General features: G+C 37.3%; 18 protein-coding genes. 14 read left to right on the forward strand and 4 right to left on the reverse strand.

All coding sequences use genetic code 11. The features are described from left to right. Window positions 1-87 precede the first annotated feature (87 nt). The 3 genes from HUX68_RS14775 (at window position 88) to HUX68_RS14785 (ending at window position 3,395) form a co-directional block, all read left to right on the forward strand. Window positions 88-855, forward strand: coding sequence for a CsxC family protein (locus HUX68_RS14775; protein WP_174615526.1), 768 nt, complete (start codon window positions 88-90; stop codon window positions 853-855). 277 nt (window positions 856-1,132) lie between these two features. After that, entirely contained in the window at window positions 1,133-1,948 is an 816-nt protein-coding gene (locus HUX68_RS14780) for a CsxC family protein (RefSeq protein ID WP_174615527.1), read from the forward strand. A gap of 52 nt (window positions 1,949-2,000) precedes the next feature. Then, complete coding sequence (locus HUX68_RS14785) at window positions 2,001-3,395, forward strand: hypothetical protein (protein ID WP_174615528.1); 1,395 nt, start codon at window positions 2,001-2,003, stop codon at window positions 3,393-3,395. A gap of 216 nt (window positions 3,396-3,611) precedes the next feature. Here the strand turns inward: HUX68_RS14785 and HUX68_RS14790 are convergent, their stop codons facing one another. The 4 genes from HUX68_RS14790 to HUX68_RS14805 all read right to left on the reverse strand — a co-directional run bounded on the left by HUX68_RS14790 (window position 3,612) and on the right by HUX68_RS14805 (window position 6,538). Next, window positions 3,612-4,418, reverse strand: a complete 807-nt coding sequence (locus HUX68_RS14790) for a CsxC family protein (protein WP_174615529.1) — start codon at window positions 4,416-4,418, stop codon at window positions 3,612-3,614. A gap of 404 nt (window positions 4,419-4,822) precedes the next feature. Further along, on the reverse strand, window positions 4,823-4,978 hold the full coding sequence (locus tag HUX68_RS14795; protein WP_174615530.1) for a hypothetical protein: 156 nt from the start codon (window positions 4,976-4,978) through the stop codon (window positions 4,823-4,825). Window positions 4,979-5,035: 57 nt separating this feature from the next. After that, entirely contained in the window at window positions 5,036-5,449 is a 414-nt protein-coding gene (locus tag HUX68_RS14800; RefSeq protein ID WP_174615531.1) for a M67 family metallopeptidase, read from the reverse strand. Window positions 5,450-5,452: 3 nt separating this feature from the next. Next, on the reverse strand, window positions 5,453-6,538 hold the full coding sequence (locus tag HUX68_RS14805) for a hypothetical protein (protein WP_174615532.1): 1,086 nt from the start codon (window positions 6,536-6,538) through the stop codon (window positions 5,453-5,455). 290 nt (window positions 6,539-6,828) lie between these two features. On the opposite strand from HUX68_RS14805, the gene HUX68_RS14810 reads away from it, so the two are divergent. The 11 genes from HUX68_RS14810 (at window position 6,829) to HUX68_RS14860 (ending at window position 19,104) form a co-directional block, all read left to right on the forward strand. Continuing rightward, window positions 6,829-7,506, forward strand: coding sequence for a BMQ_0737 family morphogenetic spore coat protein (locus HUX68_RS14810; protein WP_174615533.1), 678 nt, complete (start codon window positions 6,829-6,831; stop codon window positions 7,504-7,506). Between the two features lie 68 nt (window positions 7,507-7,574). Further along, window positions 7,575-8,141: a hypothetical protein gene (locus HUX68_RS14815; RefSeq protein WP_246206692.1), complete on the forward strand. Its 567-nt coding sequence runs from the start codon at window positions 7,575-7,577 to the stop codon at window positions 8,139-8,141. Next, entirely contained in the window at window positions 8,134-8,451 is a 318-nt protein-coding gene (locus HUX68_RS14820) for a hypothetical protein (protein WP_174615534.1), read from the forward strand. The genes HUX68_RS14815 and HUX68_RS14820 overlap by 8 nt, the downstream gene beginning before the upstream one ends. Before the next feature lie 48 nt (window positions 8,452-8,499). Further along, window positions 8,500-9,753, forward strand: a complete 1,254-nt coding sequence (locus tag HUX68_RS14825) for a surface carbohydrate biosynthesis protein (RefSeq protein WP_174615535.1) — start codon at window positions 8,500-8,502, stop codon at window positions 9,751-9,753. A 220-nt stretch (window positions 9,754-9,973) separates the two neighbouring features. Continuing rightward, complete coding sequence (locus HUX68_RS14830; RefSeq protein ID WP_174615536.1) at window positions 9,974-10,972, forward strand: SDR family NAD(P)-dependent oxidoreductase; 999 nt, start codon at window positions 9,974-9,976, stop codon at window positions 10,970-10,972. A 26-nt stretch (window positions 10,973-10,998) separates the two neighbouring features. After that, window positions 10,999-12,582 carry a hypothetical protein gene (locus HUX68_RS14835; RefSeq protein ID WP_174615537.1) on the forward strand — a complete coding sequence of 528 codons (1,584 nt, stop codon included), beginning with the start codon at window positions 10,999-11,001 and terminating at the stop codon, window positions 12,580-12,582. Window positions 12,583-12,664: 82 nt separating this feature from the next. Further along, window positions 12,665-13,561 carry an aldo/keto reductase gene (locus tag HUX68_RS14840; RefSeq protein ID WP_174615538.1) on the forward strand — a complete coding sequence of 299 codons (897 nt, stop codon included), beginning with the start codon at window positions 12,665-12,667 and terminating at the stop codon, window positions 13,559-13,561. 43 nt (window positions 13,562-13,604) lie between these two features. Then, a complete protein-coding gene (locus HUX68_RS14845; RefSeq protein ID WP_174615539.1) occupies window positions 13,605-15,044 on the forward strand; it encodes a hypothetical protein in 1,440 nt (479 codons plus the stop codon). A gap of 110 nt (window positions 15,045-15,154) precedes the next feature. Then, window positions 15,155-16,099, forward strand: a complete 945-nt coding sequence (locus HUX68_RS14850) for a dTDP-glucose 4,6-dehydratase (protein WP_174615540.1) — start codon at window positions 15,155-15,157, stop codon at window positions 16,097-16,099. 14 nt (window positions 16,100-16,113) lie between these two features. Beyond that, the gene (pseC, locus tag HUX68_RS14855) at window positions 16,114-17,316 is read left to right on the forward strand and encodes a UDP-4-amino-4,6-dideoxy-N-acetyl-beta-L-altrosamine transaminase (protein WP_174615541.1); all 1,203 of its coding nucleotides are present in this window, start codon (window positions 16,114-16,116) and stop codon (window positions 17,314-17,316) included. Window positions 17,317-17,361: 45 nt separating this feature from the next. Next, the gene (locus tag HUX68_RS14860; RefSeq protein ID WP_174615542.1) at window positions 17,362-19,104 is read left to right on the forward strand and encodes an N-acetylneuraminate synthase family protein; all 1,743 of its coding nucleotides are present in this window, start codon (window positions 17,362-17,364) and stop codon (window positions 19,102-19,104) included. Window positions 19,105-19,121: the final 17 nt, after the last annotated feature.

Raw genomic sequence — 19,121 nt, forward strand, 5'->3', positions numbered from 1 at the left:
TCCACATTCACACTAATATAATGAACCATTCTTAATAGATATAGCTGCATAGAATAAAGTGAGGTTAATTACAAAGGAGGAAATAAATTGAGTAACAAAAATGAACAACAAAATTGTGTAAACCTTAATCAATCAGCATCAACTGAACAGTGTGAGAATACCCCGGTAGAGCCGGTTGTATCTCCGACTGATAATCCATTAATAAGAGTTCCTGTTAATTTAGGAAATTTCCAGGTGACCAGCAGTCTGGTTGCGAATATATCCTTTCCGGATCCGGTACTTGAAATTAAAGATATTAAAAAACGGGTGGAAATTGTGCAATGCAGGCTTATGACCCCGCCAGTAACAAATGGGGAAGACCCATTCAGTGTTGGTCCTTTTCCATTGTTTCTTAAGGGGCATGTGCGCAAAAATATACAGTATGCGTCACCTTGTCCTGGGGATACAGAATGTGTCTCGTCTGAGTTGAAATCTTTAACCGTAAGAGTTCCTTTCGAGTGTATGACAACGGTAACACTGGAAGAACCGGTTCAGTTGCCTGTGATTAATACAAGAAATGAATTTGATTTCTTCAGGGCACAAGATTTAGGACCAGGTTTCCCTGAAAAAGATCAATTTTTATCAAGTGACATCTCACAATTTCATCAGTCCAGTACACAAGCATATAATAATCTTCCATTTTGTGAACTGGTATCCAGCGAAATCCTTGAATGGGATGAATCCACAGACAGGCAGGCATTCGGAACCGGTCCTGTAGGCGAAGGTTATTTCCACAACATTGTTGAAAAAGTAAACCTTAATCTCACGGTCAGAGTGCTGCAAAATCAAACAGTCAGTCTGGGGGATGAAGCGTAACCATTATACATTATCACCGCTTGTTTGTGGTGATAATGTAATTTTTTTACAGTCGCTGTACAGGCCCTGCAATCTCGGGTTCTGAACGGAAAAAATTTTGGATATTATTTATATGCATCATTTTTGCGGTGGTTAATCTGCCGCTTTCCTGAAGACCTACTTGGAACTTAAAGATGGGTTAATGTCTAAAGGAACATCAGAATTCGTGATATCTGCCTATACATGACTGATAAATCTACATATATATAACCCTAGATTGAATTAGGGAGGAATATGAATGTCAGACTCAAAGAAAGTACAGGACGAATGTAAAGTAACGTCAAATATAAGCGAATGTAAAAATCGGCCAGTTAAACCGAATGTAAGCATTGGAAAAATCATATCAAGGGTACCAGTAGTATTAGCTGAAGTTGCCCTGCAGATGAATTTGGATGCAACCATCACGTTTCCGGAGCCTGTGCTGGAAATAAAAGATGTAAAAAAGCAAGTGAATTTGACACAATGCAGATTATTACTGCCAAGCCACAAACTGTTTGTGAAGGGATTTGTCCGTAAAAATATCCAATATGCAAGTCCAAGCAGCGAAATAGAGGCAAATACCACAAAAACAGTAGCATCAGATTTGCATTCTTTCACAGTGGATGTTCCATTTGATTGTGTAACCGAAATAGACGACTTTTTGTCCATGCCGGTAATGCCGGAAGTGAATAAACGTGAGGAATTCGACTTCGCGGTTTCAAAAGGTTTGCCTGCTGGTTTTCCTGAAAAGGACGAATTGTTGACCAGCGATCTTTCGCAATTTCATCAGGAGAGCAGTCAGTTTTATAATGACCTTCCTTTTGGTGAACTGCTTTCCAGTAAAATCATTGAATGGGATGAAGCGGTTGATAGAGTTCCTTTGCCTAATTCTGTCCCTTTCCACGAAGGTTATTTTACTACAATTGAGGAAAAAATGGTGCTTGATATTTGCTTGAAGGTCCTGCAATCTCAGCAAATCCGTGTATGCTCGACTACAAATGATCATCATAATGAGCCGTGCGGTGATAATGGCGAAGCAGATTGTACACCCGACTTTGCATCTGAACTGGAATAAATGCTTGTTGTAAATTGACTATTGCAATTAATGGAGGGGAGTTTTAGTAGTAATGAAATATGACAGACATTCTTCCGGCAGTAATATCAGGAGCAGAAACAAAAAAGGAATGTATACTCCCGGCTTTAGCGATAAACGTGATAAGCCTGTATTTTTTCCTCCGCCAAAGGTAGCTGATCGTAAAGTGGATGATATATCGATGAAACGTTTTGATGGTACTCACAAAAGGGTTCAAAAGAATACAAATCATACTGAAAGAAGAACAAAGAAGAGACGAAAATCCGGGGAAGAGAAGAATCCTTCCAGTGAGTTAAATAAAAGCCGAAAAAGATATTCTTCGTCTAGAAGAAAAACTTCAAGAAGCAAACAAAAGAATAAAGATGGGAAGTCATCGATGCCCGGGGACAAACAAGATTCTCCAGCCGCCGCACAACCTTTAACCGAGGATAATACATTATCCGGTAATCAAAAAAAACGTTCGCTTACAGATGAGTTTACTTCGATGCTAAACGAATATACTTTACCGGACGATGAGGTGTCACCTTCATCTGAAAACGGTGGGGTATTAAAACGTGAAAATAATCAAGAATCAGATTCGGGGGCTGGTCATTCTATCGCTGAAGAAATGTCCGATAATGCGGATGAAAACTTTGCAGCGTATAATTCTGAATCAGACCAAGAGGAAGAAAGCTCTTTAGCAGATGAGTTTATTTCAATTCTGGAAAGCGAATCATCTACAATTATAGAGGGAAGTCATGACAATGGAGGACTAATTGACAGCAATGGGACCTCTTTAACTGAAGAGGACGTATCAAATGCAGCGACTGATTCTTCTCAAGAAAGACGTTTAACATCTGAACAAGGTAATGATGAAAGCGATAATCAACATTCTGGTTCAGATAAAGAAAATGGTACTGTCATGGAAAGAGGTACTGTTGTAAAACTTCCCGTGCTGCTTGCCGAGGTGAACTTTGATATTGATATTATCGAATCGTATGATTTCGTATGCCCGGCTGCTAATGTATCAAGGGTAAACTGGTCACTAAAATCATTGGACGTCCGTGCACTGCTTCCATCCAATACTGTTTTCTTTAAGGGAAAACTCATTGCCGATGTTGAATATGTGAGTGAAAAAACAACCAAACTTCAGACTATGAAGCTTTTTATTGATTGGAAGAAAACAGTTGACGTAGATTGGTTGGTTAATCCTGAAATTGGCAGCAGTTTCAGGAAAGAATTTACGTTTAAATCTTCTGATCAGGAGGTTATCACCCATAATGAGTTTTCACAGTCATTTGCGGATAAAGTTAAGGAGCAATTGTGCGGTGTTACATTTGTGTGGCATACTGATCCGAATAGCCATGGGGAGGCGGCTGAATTGAATATTGAGGGCAGTGCTCACGTTTCGGCAAATCTATTACAGCAGCAATATGTTTGTATACAGTGAATTACTCACCACTTAGCTTCGCATGAAATGGAAGCCTCTTACGTGCACGGCGAAAATAACTATTCATCTATGGGCGCTCCTGGGCTGCGTTCATTAAAATTTTTAGTTAAAAAAATGAAAGGATGTCTCCGTTACAAGAGACACCTTTCATTTTATTTTCTGGAAAACATTCATTTTTGCTAAGCATTATCTTCACGTGCTTAATAGACTTCGTTTTTAATAACCAGTCATTCTTCTAAACTTGCTGTATACTGATTCCCAGTTATTTGCAGGTGTTTGCGCGTCAGATGCTGATGATCCATCAGCGCTATCCGAAGTACAATTATTTCCATTTGCAGGTGTTGGCCAAATTTGTTGTTTTTGAGTTAGTTTAATGACAAGGTTAATATCCAGTTTTTCTGTTATTTTGTTGAAGCGTCCCCAGTTATCAAAGTGTTTGAGCAAATCCAGCTCATTAACCAGAGATGCCAGCAGTTTGCACCTTATTGGTTCATTATTAATTTCAAACGTAACGGATCCGAATTCACAACGATCGGCAGCCATTCCGTTGTCAGCGAGTTCTCTGCGTTGTAATATATTGTCTTTGATACTGAAGTTTATTCCAAAAGGATCATCAACATCATCAGCGAGGTCTATTTGATCAAATGCTGAAAATGGAACATCAACACTATAATCTTTCACTACTCCATAGGCATCTTCAACGTATTGAATATTATTGTGGACTATCCCATCTATTAAAATTTTCGCACTGGTTGGATTTCCAACAACAGGAATTGCTTTACATTGTGTTAAGGAAACGTTTTTCTCAATGTTTTTGACTGCTCTAGCATACGTGGGCAAATAAATATCAGCCTCGGTCAACGTTTGAATGAACACATCACCAAGAATAGCTGTTGCTTCTTCGGTATTAGGGGGAGCAAACTGCTCAGAGGCCGTAAACAAGCTTTTTGACTTTACTTTGTCATTAGCTGGTAGTGGAGGACAATGTTTATGTCCGTTCCCGCAGCCAGTATTCTTCCTCATATATTTCCACTCCTTAATTGGTTTGTCAGTCAAAAGCTACATTCAAGACAAGTTTCTTTCGACTCAATATACTTTATGTTGGAACAATTTAAATGTAGTGGACTTGTGTCGTGGGCTTCAACATAAATTACTATAAACTGGTATAATTATCTCACAGCCGTTAAGCCCGATTACCGGAATGCTTATAAATACTCAAGTGCATGAAAAGACCGGGCTGCGCTCACCCGGTCTTATACATATTATATGGAGATCTCGATTAACAGGAGAACTATATATAGTAACTGTTATATTAATCTGCTTGTTACACGATCATTATTTCGGACAGTCTATACCAGCATACATTGAAATAGTTTTGATTCGGGACCGTTCTTGCATCCTATTTGGAGGATATAGGAGGTTTTCATCTATTTTATTTTGCCAACTTTTCCACAGCCACCGCTGCAGCCGCCCGGTTTTACCTTTATTCTTTTAACATTGGATGAATCTATAACGACAGGTTTTGCAGTTGGTTTTATCTGCCTTTGCCTACTTATTTGTGTTTTATTATTTCTTGCCTTCAAAAAGATTCAACTCCTTTCACTGTTTATTATAATGTGAAATACGTAAAAAGGGTTGGGCTATGGTAGAGTTTCTATTGAAAAGGGGCATTCCTCACAGTCCGAATTTTGGATAGTATAGCATTTTGCTGAAGGGGGGTTTTTTTTATAAGAGATAATCATCATTTTTATATTTGCATCAGGATGATGAGCGATATCATAAAAAGAAGGAACAGGTGCTGAAACAGGGTGGGTATGATAGACAGCTATGACTTGTTCCTTCCGGTATTCAATCTTTTTAATCGTTTCATCAACATTGTCTTTACTTACAAAAAAACGTTTTACAGACTTCCATTCATTCTTTAACTGCCAGATAGAATGCACATGATGATCATTTCCCGCTAATAACCCACAAGCTTCATTCGGCAAATTCCAGCGTCCATGTTCCAGCATTTCATTGTAGATAGTCTGCGGAATAACTATTTTTTTTAGCACATATTAACCTTTCCTGAAAAAGGAAAAGAAAGAGTTTGATTCATTTTTGCTGCCTGATTGGTTATCCTCTTCACTGCTATGTTTTTCCTCTTCATTATTATTATTTGTGACATCAGCTGCTATATTCCTGTTTTCAGTCTCCGTTTCAGATTGTGGCTGGAATTCCTGATGGTTTTCTTGTGTATTGGGGTTTTCCATGCTGTTTTCATGTTCTTTCTCTGTATTATTTGTTTCGGTTTCTTCTGTTTCAAATGACGTATTTTTATTGGAGGAATTTGGGTTATTGTTCCTGGAATTTACGGATGTACCTTCATTTGCCTCTGCATTGTTTTTCTGTTGTTTATTTTTTGATGTAATGATATTTTTATTTATTTCATATTGGGGGTTTTGATACACTTTTCTTCCATTAATATTCTGGATGTTACTTTCATTCTGATTAAATGAATTTGTTTGGGTGGATCTTCGTTTGCTTCCTGATACGGGTTTTCCAAAATTTTGGATTGGTGTCATGTTATTTTTTTTTTTGTTTGATGCCTGCTCGATGTTTTGGGGTGACCGAAGCATGCTTTGCAATCGTCTGAATTCTGATTTTTTCGGGGCAGCAGATTGTTGCTGTTGCGTATCGGCTTCCGCAGTTTCTGGTTTAAGTTGATCTGTTAACCGTGAAACTTCTTCTTGCAGACCTTTCATTTCATTCTTGTCTGTTAAACCACTATCCAATTTATGGATAACTTTGTCTACTTTTTCACTAAGTTCAGCAAAACGTATTTGTGCGACTAAATTCATAACTGTATCCATATCCCGTTTTAGTTCACTTAATGAATCATTAATGGTTTTAATACTCTCGGAAAGATCCTGTTCTTCCCGGCCATACTCTTCCACTGTTTCCTGATAATTTTTTTCCATTGACTTCATTTCTCCTTTTAGTTTATGAAACTCGAACTTTAACTCATAAAACTCGCTGTTCGTTTTAAGGTAATTTTCCACCATGTCGCCCAATTTTATTGTTTCCAGTATATGCTTGTAGACGTCCAATTCCTGTTCCAGCCTCGTAATTTCTCCCGAGTTATAAAGTTTGTACTGATACATTAATATTCACCCTTTTACAGCACATTAATATACTATTTGTGAAACATCAATTCGTGACAGATGCGCAAGGACTATACAACTAATTTTTACCTCGCTTCAATATATGCGTTGTTAATTAAATTTAGGCATAAGAAAGCGTTTGATGTTTAGATCGCACGAGGCGGCATGCTAATGATTTTGCCTAAAATAATAAATATCATAATAATTCCGCTAAATCATTATACGGCTTCATGCATCTTTTCATAGGCTAACATTGAAAGAATTAATCTTATTCGGAGGTGTTTGCAGATATGCAAGCAGAAAATTTAACAGGAGGTCAGGAACTCCTATGTATCAACACAGAGAAGGTGTATGACTGGATTATTAACGAAGCATCCTTCGATCTTGCTCTGGATGACTTGGTATTGCCGGTTGGGCCAGATGGAACCCCATTAGAGTGTGGCGATATTGTGCTTGATTCCGTTACATGTACGGTGGCGCCGGATGAAACTAATCCTTTTGATATTTTGGACCGGACGGATCAGCAATTTGTTATCGATGGAACACAGGTGACATTGCAGCTGGTAAATATCCGTAAAAACTTTGAAGTTACTGTTTTTGCAGATGTAATTCCGGAGCTTGGCGGAGGAACTGTTGAAATCGGCAGTGCTGACTTTACTCGCTGTGAACAAGTGATTCTTTGTGCTCCTGAAGGGACAGATATTGAAGTATCCTACACAGATTTAGAGTGCTTTGTATGTACAGCCGCTTGTGACGGAACTACAACAACTGAACCTGATGAACTTGATGTCACAGTCTCAGTTCGCTTGTGCCAAAGCATACAATCCGTTTTTGAGGTGACCCTTGAGATTGTAGCAGACTTCTGTGAGCCAAGAGAGGAATTGCCAATACCACCATGTCCTGCACCTACCATTCCACCTCAATGCCCAGTGGTTTTCCCGAATAATGGAACTGGTGATAATGGATAAGTTTCCAGCATAGGTATAAAGAGAGGAATTTGTTCCTCTCTTTATTTTATTTGGAGGTGAATTATTTCATGACAAAAATAAATGATGCACATGAAAAAATTGCAAGTTTACAGCAAATGAATGCCTCTTACCTGCAATCGATTAAAACATTGGTATCAGAAATGAATTTATCACAGGATTTTAAAGTTATTAGTTATTTTACATATTCCTTAAATATTCGTCATGTTAAAGACTTTGAGAATTTTGTACTTGGTTCTTTTCATATACAGAATTTAGGGGGAACCCCGCTTGTTAACCCTTATATATGTATCAAATTGTCAGCAGATTCGCCTTTTAACTTTTCAGGGAAATATCAATATAAAGACTCCAGTAAAGGTAACCTAACAAATGGGTGGGAGAGAATTAATGAGCATACGGACAGGCAGGAATTTTGGCTAAGGCCAAATAATAAACATATCCTTGAGGCAAACGAAACACTTTCATTTTCAAATTTTCAGGTGAAATGGATTCCGGAATCTTCCTACGCAGGCAGTATAATGGGGTTTGCCTATGGTGATGAGATGGAAGAGGGAATCAGCTCCCTTAACCAGATAAATATTGGCGGGACCCTGGGTGAGGAGGGGGAAAATGGATAATAGTAAACATGATTTTGAACAGAATGTGTTGATTAATCAATTGCTAAAAGATTATCTGGAAGAAAATATGAAGGACTTAATGGATACAAGCAATGAGAAAAATAATAGTTTCTTATTTTTAGATGGGAATACACTTCATATGATAATTGCCCACATCCTGATGAATTCAAATACTAATTTTTATAATAAAGGAAATGAGGCACCGGAAAACTCCGAATTGGAGGACTTTTTACCTGAGCTGGATTCAATAATGGAACAAAATAAAGCAGCCTTTGAAGACATTATTAATACGTTAAAAGAAAAACGTTAGTAAAGTGAAGGCTGCGAAAACACAGACGTATGAGAAGGGCTGAATGCAATGAAAAAAAGTAAGGGATGGTTATATCTGCCCATAGAAGTAAAAGTTAGGGAAACAGATGCCAAGCTGCTTTTGGCATACTATGCAGCTAAAGAAGGCTATCGGGTTGTGACGGGAGACCATGTGATGGTTGAAATGGCATCGGAAGTGTATCCAAAGGGCATTTTTTTCTCAAAAGGTTATTCTCATGGGGTCAGAAAAAGAGTTATTACAAATGCTGAACATTATGGTCATACAATAGTTGAACTGGATGAAGAAGGGTTATTAATAAAACCGAAACAATATATAAGGGATCGAATGCGAAGGGATATGCTGCAACTAGTAAAACAGGAGTATTGTTGGGGAAATTATCAAAAAAAGGTTATTCATGATGTCAATCCTGATTTTGAACAAAAGTGCTTTGTTACAGGGAATCTGCGGTTCGATCTCCTCAAGCCGAAATTCAGCAGAATCTATCAGAAGGAAGCGGAAGGGATCATTCATAAATATGGAAAGTTTGTTTTAATCAACACGAGATTTACCCGATATAATACCCCAAAAGGTAAGCAGGAAAATGTTTATTTCCAGGATATAAAAGCATTATATTATCATTTTCTGGCGCTCGTTAAAGAAATGTCTGTAAAATATCCGAGAATGAATTTTATTATCAGGCCGCATCCTGGCGAGGATTTCAACTCCTATCAGAAGGAGTTTGCCCACTACAAAAATGTCTATATTATCCATGAAGGAAACATTATAAAGTGGCTTATGGCTGCTGAGGTTGTAATACACAACGGATGTACATCCGGTATTGAAACTTTTTTGCTTGGGAAACCTTTAATCTCCTATGTTCCTATTTCCTCCAAGAAAAAGGGAATGAACCTGCCGAATCAACTGGGGATGAAAGCTGCCAGTAATGCTGAAGTTGCTGCCGGTTTATCCGCCGTTTTAAAAAATGATAATAAGGAATCATTTAATCATTACGAAAAGGATTTATACGATTTCTGTGAATGGTCGGCAGACACATATTCGTATGAAACCATTTTGCGTTTATGCAGTACAATTTCATTGCCGGAATCACCTGGAGTATTCTCATTGCCCCAGAAAACATTCAGCATAAAAAACAAAAAACAACGCAAACGCCGCTTCTCGCTGACTGAGGAAGAAATATACAACTTTTTTGGAAAACTGGATGAAATAGAAGATGAAGTCAGTCCAATATATATTAAGAAACTGGGAAAAAATCTGTTTAAGATCGAAAGGGAAATGGATTGAACAACAGAAACCGTAAACTGAATAAAATATGATTTGAACTGAGCTGTTTCAGCTCGTTTTTTTTGTGTTGTTTTAGCATATTTGCATTAAAGAAGGGGTTCGTGGGTTGCCGTCTTTAACTGGGTACTTCTTTCTGAATATATATATACTATCTCAGAAAGTGATGAACTAATTGATAATAAACAAATCAGATTGTTTTGTATGGAAGGAAGGAACTAATGTGTATTTTAAAGGAAAAAAAATTTTAGTCATTGGAGGTACAGGAACCATAGGGAAACGTATCATCCAATCTATCATGGAAGAAAATCCGGAACTTATTAAGGTATATAGCCGTGATGAATATAAACAGCATCAATTACGACTGGAATCCGGTGAAAATTTGCATACCATTATTGGAGATATCCGTGATTATGATAGTTTGCTGTCCGCTATGCAGGACGTTGACTATGTATTTCTTCTGGCTGCAATGAAGCATGTTGATTTGTGTGAGAGTAATCCTTACGAAGCAATTAAGACAAATGTATATGGTACAAATAATGTAATTAAAGCTGCTATTTCCCAAAATGTAAAAAAAGTAGTATTTACCAGTTCGGATAAGGCAATCTCGCCTACGAATACGTATGGTGCAACAAAACTGATTGCAGAGAGGTTAATTTCACAGGCTGAGTATAACAAAGCAGAAGGACAAACGGTATTTGCAAGTGTCCGGTTTGGCAATGTAATGGGGTCAAGAGGATCGGTTATCCCCCTTTTTAAAGAACGGATTTTGAAAAACAAAAAAATTGCTGTTACTGATACCAATATGACCCGATTTATGATGACAGCCGATCAGGCCTCGCAATTGACCATAAAAGCCTTAAAAGAGGCAAAGGGCGGAGAGGTATTTGTGCTTAAAATGCCTGTCATAAAACTCGGTGACCTGGCGGGTGCCATCATCGAAGAAACATGTAAAAATTATGATTTGAATCATAAGGAAATAGAGATAGAGGTAATAGGCCTGAGACCCGGCGAAAAGATGTATGAAGAGTTAATGACAGCTGATGAATCGCGCGTCGCTTGGGAGTTTTCCGATATGTATGTGATATCCGGAATTGCTGGCAGACATCAATCGTACAGCAATGCCCGGAAAGCAACTCCGGGAGAATACAGTTCAAAAAGTCAAAAGTCAATGAACCTTAAAGAACTGCGTGCATTATTGAAGGAAACAGCTTTGATTTAAAAAGAAGTATAGAGGATGAGGAAGAAATGAACAATTTTGAAAAAAATTATTGGTCATTCTATCTGGATTTTTTAGATGACTTTAAAGGACTGACATATGACGGTTATTCCATACCATATTTTTGTGTATGTTTTAGCATAATTCATAGTGCGCCAGCGGTTTGGAAAAATCTATATAATGAAAAGTTGATTCGTCAGTCAAAAAATCAGGTGAATGATAAAAAACAAGTTCAAGCGAAATTATATAAATATATTCACGGTCACCGAAAAAAACCGTTAGATAAAAATAAGCACGGGAAGGTCGTGCTGCATACAGACTCACACTTGCGCTTTCCCAAGGAGGCATTAAATAATTATTTTAACCCATCGAAAACAATGTTGTTAAGTAACGCTAAAATCAATACCCAACAGAACAAAAATCATCCGGTAAAGAAAAAGAAGAAAAAAGCCAGTGTTCGATTGAAAAATACAATCTCTGTAAAAGGGAAGTCCTTCAAAGAAAAGCAGCAGATGAAGGCCAAGAAAACGAAAAGACCACAAAATATTCCGATTGACTATCTTTATAATTATTCCACTAATACAGAAAAGGCTGTAAAAAAGGTTCAAAATAAAGCAAAAATAATGTTCCGTTCTTATCCTAAGCACCCACTTTACAGTAATAAACATTTTCAACGCAATTTTTTAACACAAATTCACCAAATAGTAGATCATATTGAGCGGGTGAAGAACTTTCTGAAAAAAGTACCCGTCTCCTGTATCGTTATATCCCACGGCCATTCCATCAATCGAGTCCTGGCTATAGTTGCAGCGGAAAACGGAATCCCAACAATCTGTATGCAGCACGGAGTTATCAATAGTCAGTTAGGATATTTTCCACAGGTTGCCACAATTGATGCTGTATATGGAAAGTTTGAGAGAGATTGGTTCATAAAAAATGGGGCTCATAAAAACGCTGTGAAAATAATTGGTCACCCAAAATTCGATCAGATATTTAAAGGCCCCATAAAGTCACGTTCAGTATTTAACAAAAAATTGGGACTGGATACAAACAAAAAAACATTGATGCTGGCTGTAAGGGAAAATTATGATTTGGAGAAATGGCGAAGGTTAATTAAATATATTGCAAACAGATGTGACGTAAACATTTTGATTAAAGACTACCCGGGTAGAAGAAATAGCCCGCTTTTGAAAGAGTTTCCATTTGTCCATTCAACAAAAGACCTTCATCTTTATGATGTTCTTCCCAATGTTGACGCAGTTGCCTCTTACCCTTCCACAGTGGGTTTAGAAGCGATGCTGGCGGATAAACCGGCATTTATTTTATGTGAGCAGATTTCAGGTAAAAAAGATATCAAAAAGTGGCTTGAGGATTTTTATTCCAATAGATCTTTAATTGGTGATCCCGGTTATTCAGGTTATTATAATGGTCTGAACGAACTGGTTCAAAGCGACCCTATAAAATTAGGTAAATTAATCATAAATTATTTGAGTGATAACAATTGGATTGGTTATGCCAAAAAGACAAGAGATAACTTTCTTTCAAATGCATATCCTGATTTCGAAATGTCCGGAAAGCGATTGAACAGGTTGATTAATAGGCTGACAAGCTAGTTTTGTAACCTGGGTGAAAACGCCCCGCTTTTCCAGTTGATATCAAACAATTGCTGTGTTTTATGCAGAAAAGGATAAAGAGGTGATTAAAATTCTAACCAGTATCTCAAATATTATTATAGGTACGGCACAATTTGGAATGGATTATGGGGTAACAAACCGACACGGAAGAACAACGAAAGACGAGGTAGTAAAGATATTAAGATACTGCAGGCAACACAATATTCATACCATTGATACTGCAGCCAGTTATGGGGAAAGCGAAGAAATAGTTGGAGAATTAATTACAGATTCATTCTTTTCCATTTATTCCAAGACACCCTATTTAAATACCGGCACAATAACCAACAGAGAATTAAACCTAGTTGATAAAACGTTTCGTCAAACATTGAATAAATTTAAAGTGAATCATATAAAAGGTATTTTTGTTCATAATGCCAATGATCTGCTGGTGAAAAACAGTAATAGATTGTTTCAATTATTAATGGATTGGAAAAATACGGGTTTAATAAAAAAAATAGGTGTTTCGGTTTATGATGAAAATCAAATAAACAAATTGATGGGAAATTATGACATTGATGTTTTTCAGATACCAATTAATATTTATGATCAACGATTAATTCATTCCAATATATTAAACAAGATGAAAAGAAGAAATATAGAAATTCATGCAAGATCGATTTTCCTGCAAGGTGTATTATTGTCGAGTTCTGAAGCTTTGCCCGGCAATCTTAAATCGCTGGAACCCGTCCACCAAAAATTAGAATCGTTTCTTTACCACCATGGATTAACGAAATTGGAAGGTGCTTTAAAGTTCATATCGCAAATTAAACAACTGGATTCAATGGTAGTTGGTATCAATAATCTTAATCATATAACGGAATTTATTGAAGCTTTTAATAATCTTTGCGAGAAAACTATCAATTTCCATGATTTTCAGGTTAATAATCTAAATATTATAGATCCGCGGAAATGGTAAATGGAACAAATAAGAGCGCTAAAGTAGTTAAAAGGAGGATAATATGGAAACGTTTGTGAGAAATTATTGGTCGTTATATCTTGATTTTCTTCATGATTTTAGAGATTTGAAATATGACGGATTTTCTTTACCTTACCTTTGTCAGTTTCATAAGCTTCTAAGGAAAAATGCTGAAATTGGGAAAATGTTACACGATCCAACATTTATTCGGCAATTAAAACACAAAATAAAGGATCAAAAACAGGTGCAACAGGTATTTGATAAGTTAGTAGCGTCACATACTAAAAAACCTCTGATCAAAAATAAACAAGGAAGAGTGCTGTTTTTTTGGAATGGTGGATTTCGGTTTCCGAAACAGACATTCGATGCGTATTTCGAACCTTCAAAATCAATCATAATACAGGAGGGTGCCAAGACTTGGAGAAAAAACAAAAAGACTGGATCGGGTATGAACATGAATACGAAGATCCCGACTGATTTTTTAAGTAATTACCCAGTCGCTTCTCCAAAAGCAATCATACAAATAAGAAAAAAGATATCAGAGATTCTAAATGTTCATAAGCAGCATCCAGTATATAAAAATGAAAAATTCAGAAGTGCCTTGGTGTTAACAGTAATTGAAGTGATACATCGGATGGAACAAGTAAGACGCTTGTTATCCCGTGTTTCCGTCTCTTGTATTGTATTGTCTAACACTTACCGGAGTATCCCCCGTATATTATCTATAATTGGTGCTGAAAAGGGGATTCCCGTAATTTCGATGCAGCATGGAACGATTGGCGGTGAGTTTGCTTATCTTCCTAAAGTTGCAGCCATTGAGGCTGTATATGGCAATTATGAAAAAGATTGGTATAAAAAGTTGGGGATCCCCGACAATTCCCTTAAAATTATTGGTCATCCAAGATTTGATCAGGCATTTGAACAATCAAAGATTACGCGATCGCAATTTAATAAACGATTAGGACTGGATATGAGAAAAAAAACACTGATGATTGTTCTTTTTCAAAATGAGAGTATTCATAAGTGGAGAATGTTGATTGAAACAATTTCAAAGAAACTACCTTTAAATATAGTGATTAAAGATCGTCCAGGAATTAATGGTCCCCATGATCTGACAAAAGAATTTTCATTTGTTCATTCCAACAGGGATTATAATCTATACGATATATTCCCAAATGTGGATGCTGTTGTTTCGTATCCATCAACAGTAGGACTGGAGGCTATGCTGGCAGATAAACCTGTATTTATTATGAACACGCACAAAAAGCTTCCCGGTGCTACAGATTATTATTACAGTCTGGATAAATTAATTCAAAGTGATCCACAGAAATTAGGGAAATTGATAATTAAATATTTTAATGATCCTGTCTGGGAAAACTATGTCAAGACCAAAAGGGAAGCTTTCCTCAGATATGCTTATCCTGATTTCAGTAAGTCCGGAGCACGGTTAAAGAAATTAATTAATACGCTTACAGGTAATTAAGGTGGCCATGAGGATTTTAAGGCAAAGTTGTTTCATTTGTTTTTCTGTATGAACATTTTCCGCCGGCGGAAATAAAATATTTTGTGCAGAATATTGAAAGGGTGTATGGTATGAAAGTTCTTGTAACAGGCGGTGCAGGCTTTATTGGAAGGTGGACAGTTGACCGCCTTTTGAAGGATGGACATCAGGTTTGGGTGCTGGATGATCTTTCAAACGGAAGAAAGGAAAATCTGGATGATCTGAAAAAACAAAAAAACTTTATGCAGTTTATCACCGGCGATATAAAAGACAGACGCATATTGAATCATTTGTTCACCAAAAAATTTGATATTTGTTATCATCTTGCAGCAAGTATTAATGTTCAGGATAGTATCGATCATCCTGAGGTCACGTTTAATAACGATGTAGTTGGTACATTTCATGTTTTGGAACAATGCAGAAAAAATAATGTAAAACTCGTATTCATGAGTACATGCATGGTATATGAACGTGCCTGGAGTGCGGAAGGTATTAATGAAACAAATCCGGTTAAACCGGCTTCCCCATATGCTGGTTCAAAACTGGCTGCAGAAAATATGGTGATGTCATACTTTCACGCCTATAACCTGCCCGTTACTGTCATCCGTCCGTTTAATACGTATGGACCATATCAGAAAACAGGCGGTGAGGGGGGAGTTGTTGCCATCTTTTTAAAAAATAAGCTTGCAGATAAGTCACTGCAAATATATGGAGATGGAAAGCAGACACGTGATTTGCTTTATGTCGAAGATTGTGCGCGCTTTATTATTGAATCAGGTTATTCAGATAAAACAAATGGCGAGATTATTAATGCAGGACTCGGTTCCGATATCAGTATTAACGATTTGGCAAAGCTTGCAGCTGGGGATGAAGATCGTATTGAACACATTACGCATATTCATCCGCAAAGTGAAATACCTAAATTACTGTGTGATTACAGTAAAGCAAAAAATCTTTTGGGATGGGAGCCAAAATACAGTTTGGAGGAGGGGGTCCAAAAAACAGAGGAATGGATAAAATCTACTAATCTTATATAAAGGGAAGGAACGGAATGAAAAAAAAGAATGGTTTGCTGGCACTTCATGGTGGTGAACCGGTAAGAGAAACCTATTTGCCATACGGAAAGCAGTGGATTAATGATGACGACATGAACGCTGTCATGAATGTGTTAAAAAGCGATTATATTACGACTGGACCAACCATCAAACGATTTGAAGACGCGGTTGCAGATTTTGTTGGAGCGAAATACGCTGTAGCATTTTCCAGTGGAACCGCTGCATTGCATGCCGCTTGTTATGCTGCCGGAATTGAACAAGATGATGAAGTGATTACTTCTCCAATGACTTTTGCCGCGACGTCCAATTGTGTTTTATATGTTGGCGGCACCCCGGTGTTTGCAGATATAGATCCCAACACATACACTATTTCCCCTGCATCCATCAAACCCCTTATGACTGCAAAAACAAAAGCAATCATTTCTGTAGATTATACCGGCCGGCCTGCTGCATATGATGAAATTATGTCCTTGGCAAAACAAAATGGACTTACCGTAATTGGTGATGCCGCACATTCGCTGGGTGCTGTTTATAAAGAAAACTATGTTGGTTCCATTTGTGATATGACCATGTTCAGTTTTCATCCTGTCAAACATATTACGACAGGTGAAGGCGGCATGATCACAACAAATAATCAAAGATATTACGAAAAGTTAATACAGTTCAGAAGCCATGGAATAACCAGGGACCCACAGAAACTTGGTAAAACGGAAGGTCCCTGGTATTACGAAATGCAAGAACTTGGATTTAACTACCGGATGACAGATATTCAGGCTGCACTTGGACTAAACCAATTACGAAAAGTGAATCAATTTATTGAGAAAAGACGAAAATATGTGGATTTATATTATAAAGGCTTTCAAGGTGTTCCAGAGATCACCGTGCCTTACCGGCAAGGAAATTGCAGTTCAAGCTGGCATCTGTTTGTCATACGATTGAATTTGGAGAAATTAACAGCAGGACGTAAGGAAATCTTTGCAGCACTACAGAAGGAAAACATTGGCGTGAACGTCCATTATATACCAGTTTATTTCCATCCATACTATCAGCGGATTGGATATAACAAAGGTATATGCCCTGTTTCTGAAAAACTGTATGAAGAGATTATAACATTACCTCTTTTTCCTGCTATGACGGGGAACGATGTAATGGATGTAGTCAATGCAGTGAAAAAAGTTATAAGCCATTATTCAGAGTGAAAATTCTTGTGATTTCTCAGATGACTAGTGAGAGGGGGAAAGCAAATGCCCAATACTAAAATAATTGCAGAAATTGCTAATGCACATCAAGGTGACCCGTCGATTTTAAAAAAGCTGGTTCTGGAAGCAGCCAAAGCAGGAGCAGATGCAATTAAATTCCAATGGTTCAAATATAATCATTTGGCCATACCGGATTACAAATGGTATGAAGCTTATCGTGATTTGTTTATTAAGGAAAGTGATTGGAGTTCTGTTATCAGTCTTGCCAAAAAGCAGGGAATGCATATATGGGCGGACATTTTTGATGACTGGGGAATGAGTCTTGCAAAAAAATATGAATCAGATATTACTGGTTTAAAACTTCCGCCATCAATTATTCAGTCGAAATTAATAATCAGGGAAATTGGCAAACTGGAAAAGCCGATTATATTAGGTGTTGGAGGTTGGTATGATACTGAGATCGATGAAGCACTTGCATTTATTAGAACGCAAACAAAACAGCCTATTATGCTGATGTACGGTTTTCAGGGATACCCGACGCAAATGGAAGATGTTAATCTTGCAAGATTGTCACATCTGAAAAATAAATATAACTGCAAGATAGGATTTGCCGATCATGAAGATGGCCATAAAAAATCAGCTGTCGATATACCTGTGTATGCTCGCTTTTTAGGAGCGGATGTAATAGAAAAGCACATTACGTTGAATCGATCAGAAAAGGGTCACGATTACTATTCTTCGTTAGAGCCGCACGAATTCAAGGAAATGGTCGATAAAATAAGGTCGGCGGATATTATATACGGTGATCATACCGTCAATGACACCCAAAGAAGATATTTAAATGATGCATTACGTGTAGTTGCCAGGCAGGATATTCCCGCAGATGAATTAATCACACTTGATAAGGTTTCATACAAACGGGCGGATTTAACAGAGGGTTTTATGCCTAATGAATTTGAAAAAGGTTTGCCTTTTATGGCAAATACAGGCATTTGTAAAAATGAACCGTTAAGTGAGAAGAATTCTAAAAAACCTAAAATAATTATTGCTGTAATTGCCAGGTTGAAATCTACCCGTTTAAAAAGAAAAGCTCTATTACCGATAAATGGAATACCATCTGTAAAACGGTGTTTAATGAATTGTCTGGCAGCAACAAAAGCTGACGGAGTAGTTCTGGCAACATCGGATTTAAAAGAGGATCTTCCTTTGACAGAGATAAATATGGAAGGCAATGTATCCGTTGTTAAAGGCGATCCGGATAATGTCGGTCAAAGAATGTTGAAAGTGGCGGAAATAACCAACGCAGATATTATATTACGTGTAACTGGAGATAATCCGGCTGTTTCTCCCGAAATAATAGATTATTTGATTAATAAACACGGTCAAAATGGGGCAGATTTAACGTTGCCAAATAGTAATCATGCAATCGGGACCGGAGCAGATGTTTATGACGTTAATGCATTGAAAAAGTTAATATCAATAGACCCGTCATTAACGTATTCCGAATATCTCTCTTTATACTTTAAAAATAACCCGCATTTATTTAAGACAGATGAAATTGAATTGCCGGAAATATATCGGTATCCAAATTGGAGATTAACGATGGATGAAACAAAAGATTATGAGCTGTTTGAAAGAATCTACACGGAAATGAATATTAAGGAGGAGCCTTTATATTTTGATAAAATTCGAAGTCATTTAATTAATAATCCATCCATCACTTCTATTAACTCCGGTGTTCAGGTGAAGTGGGGTTCAGAGACTAATACAGCAATATTCAAACTGTAACCTATCAACAGTTGAAC

Source organism: Virgibacillus ihumii (genome assembly GCF_902726655.1).
Taxonomy (GTDB): Bacteria; Bacillota; Bacilli; order Bacillales; family Amphibacillaceae; genus Lentibacillus; species Lentibacillus ihumii.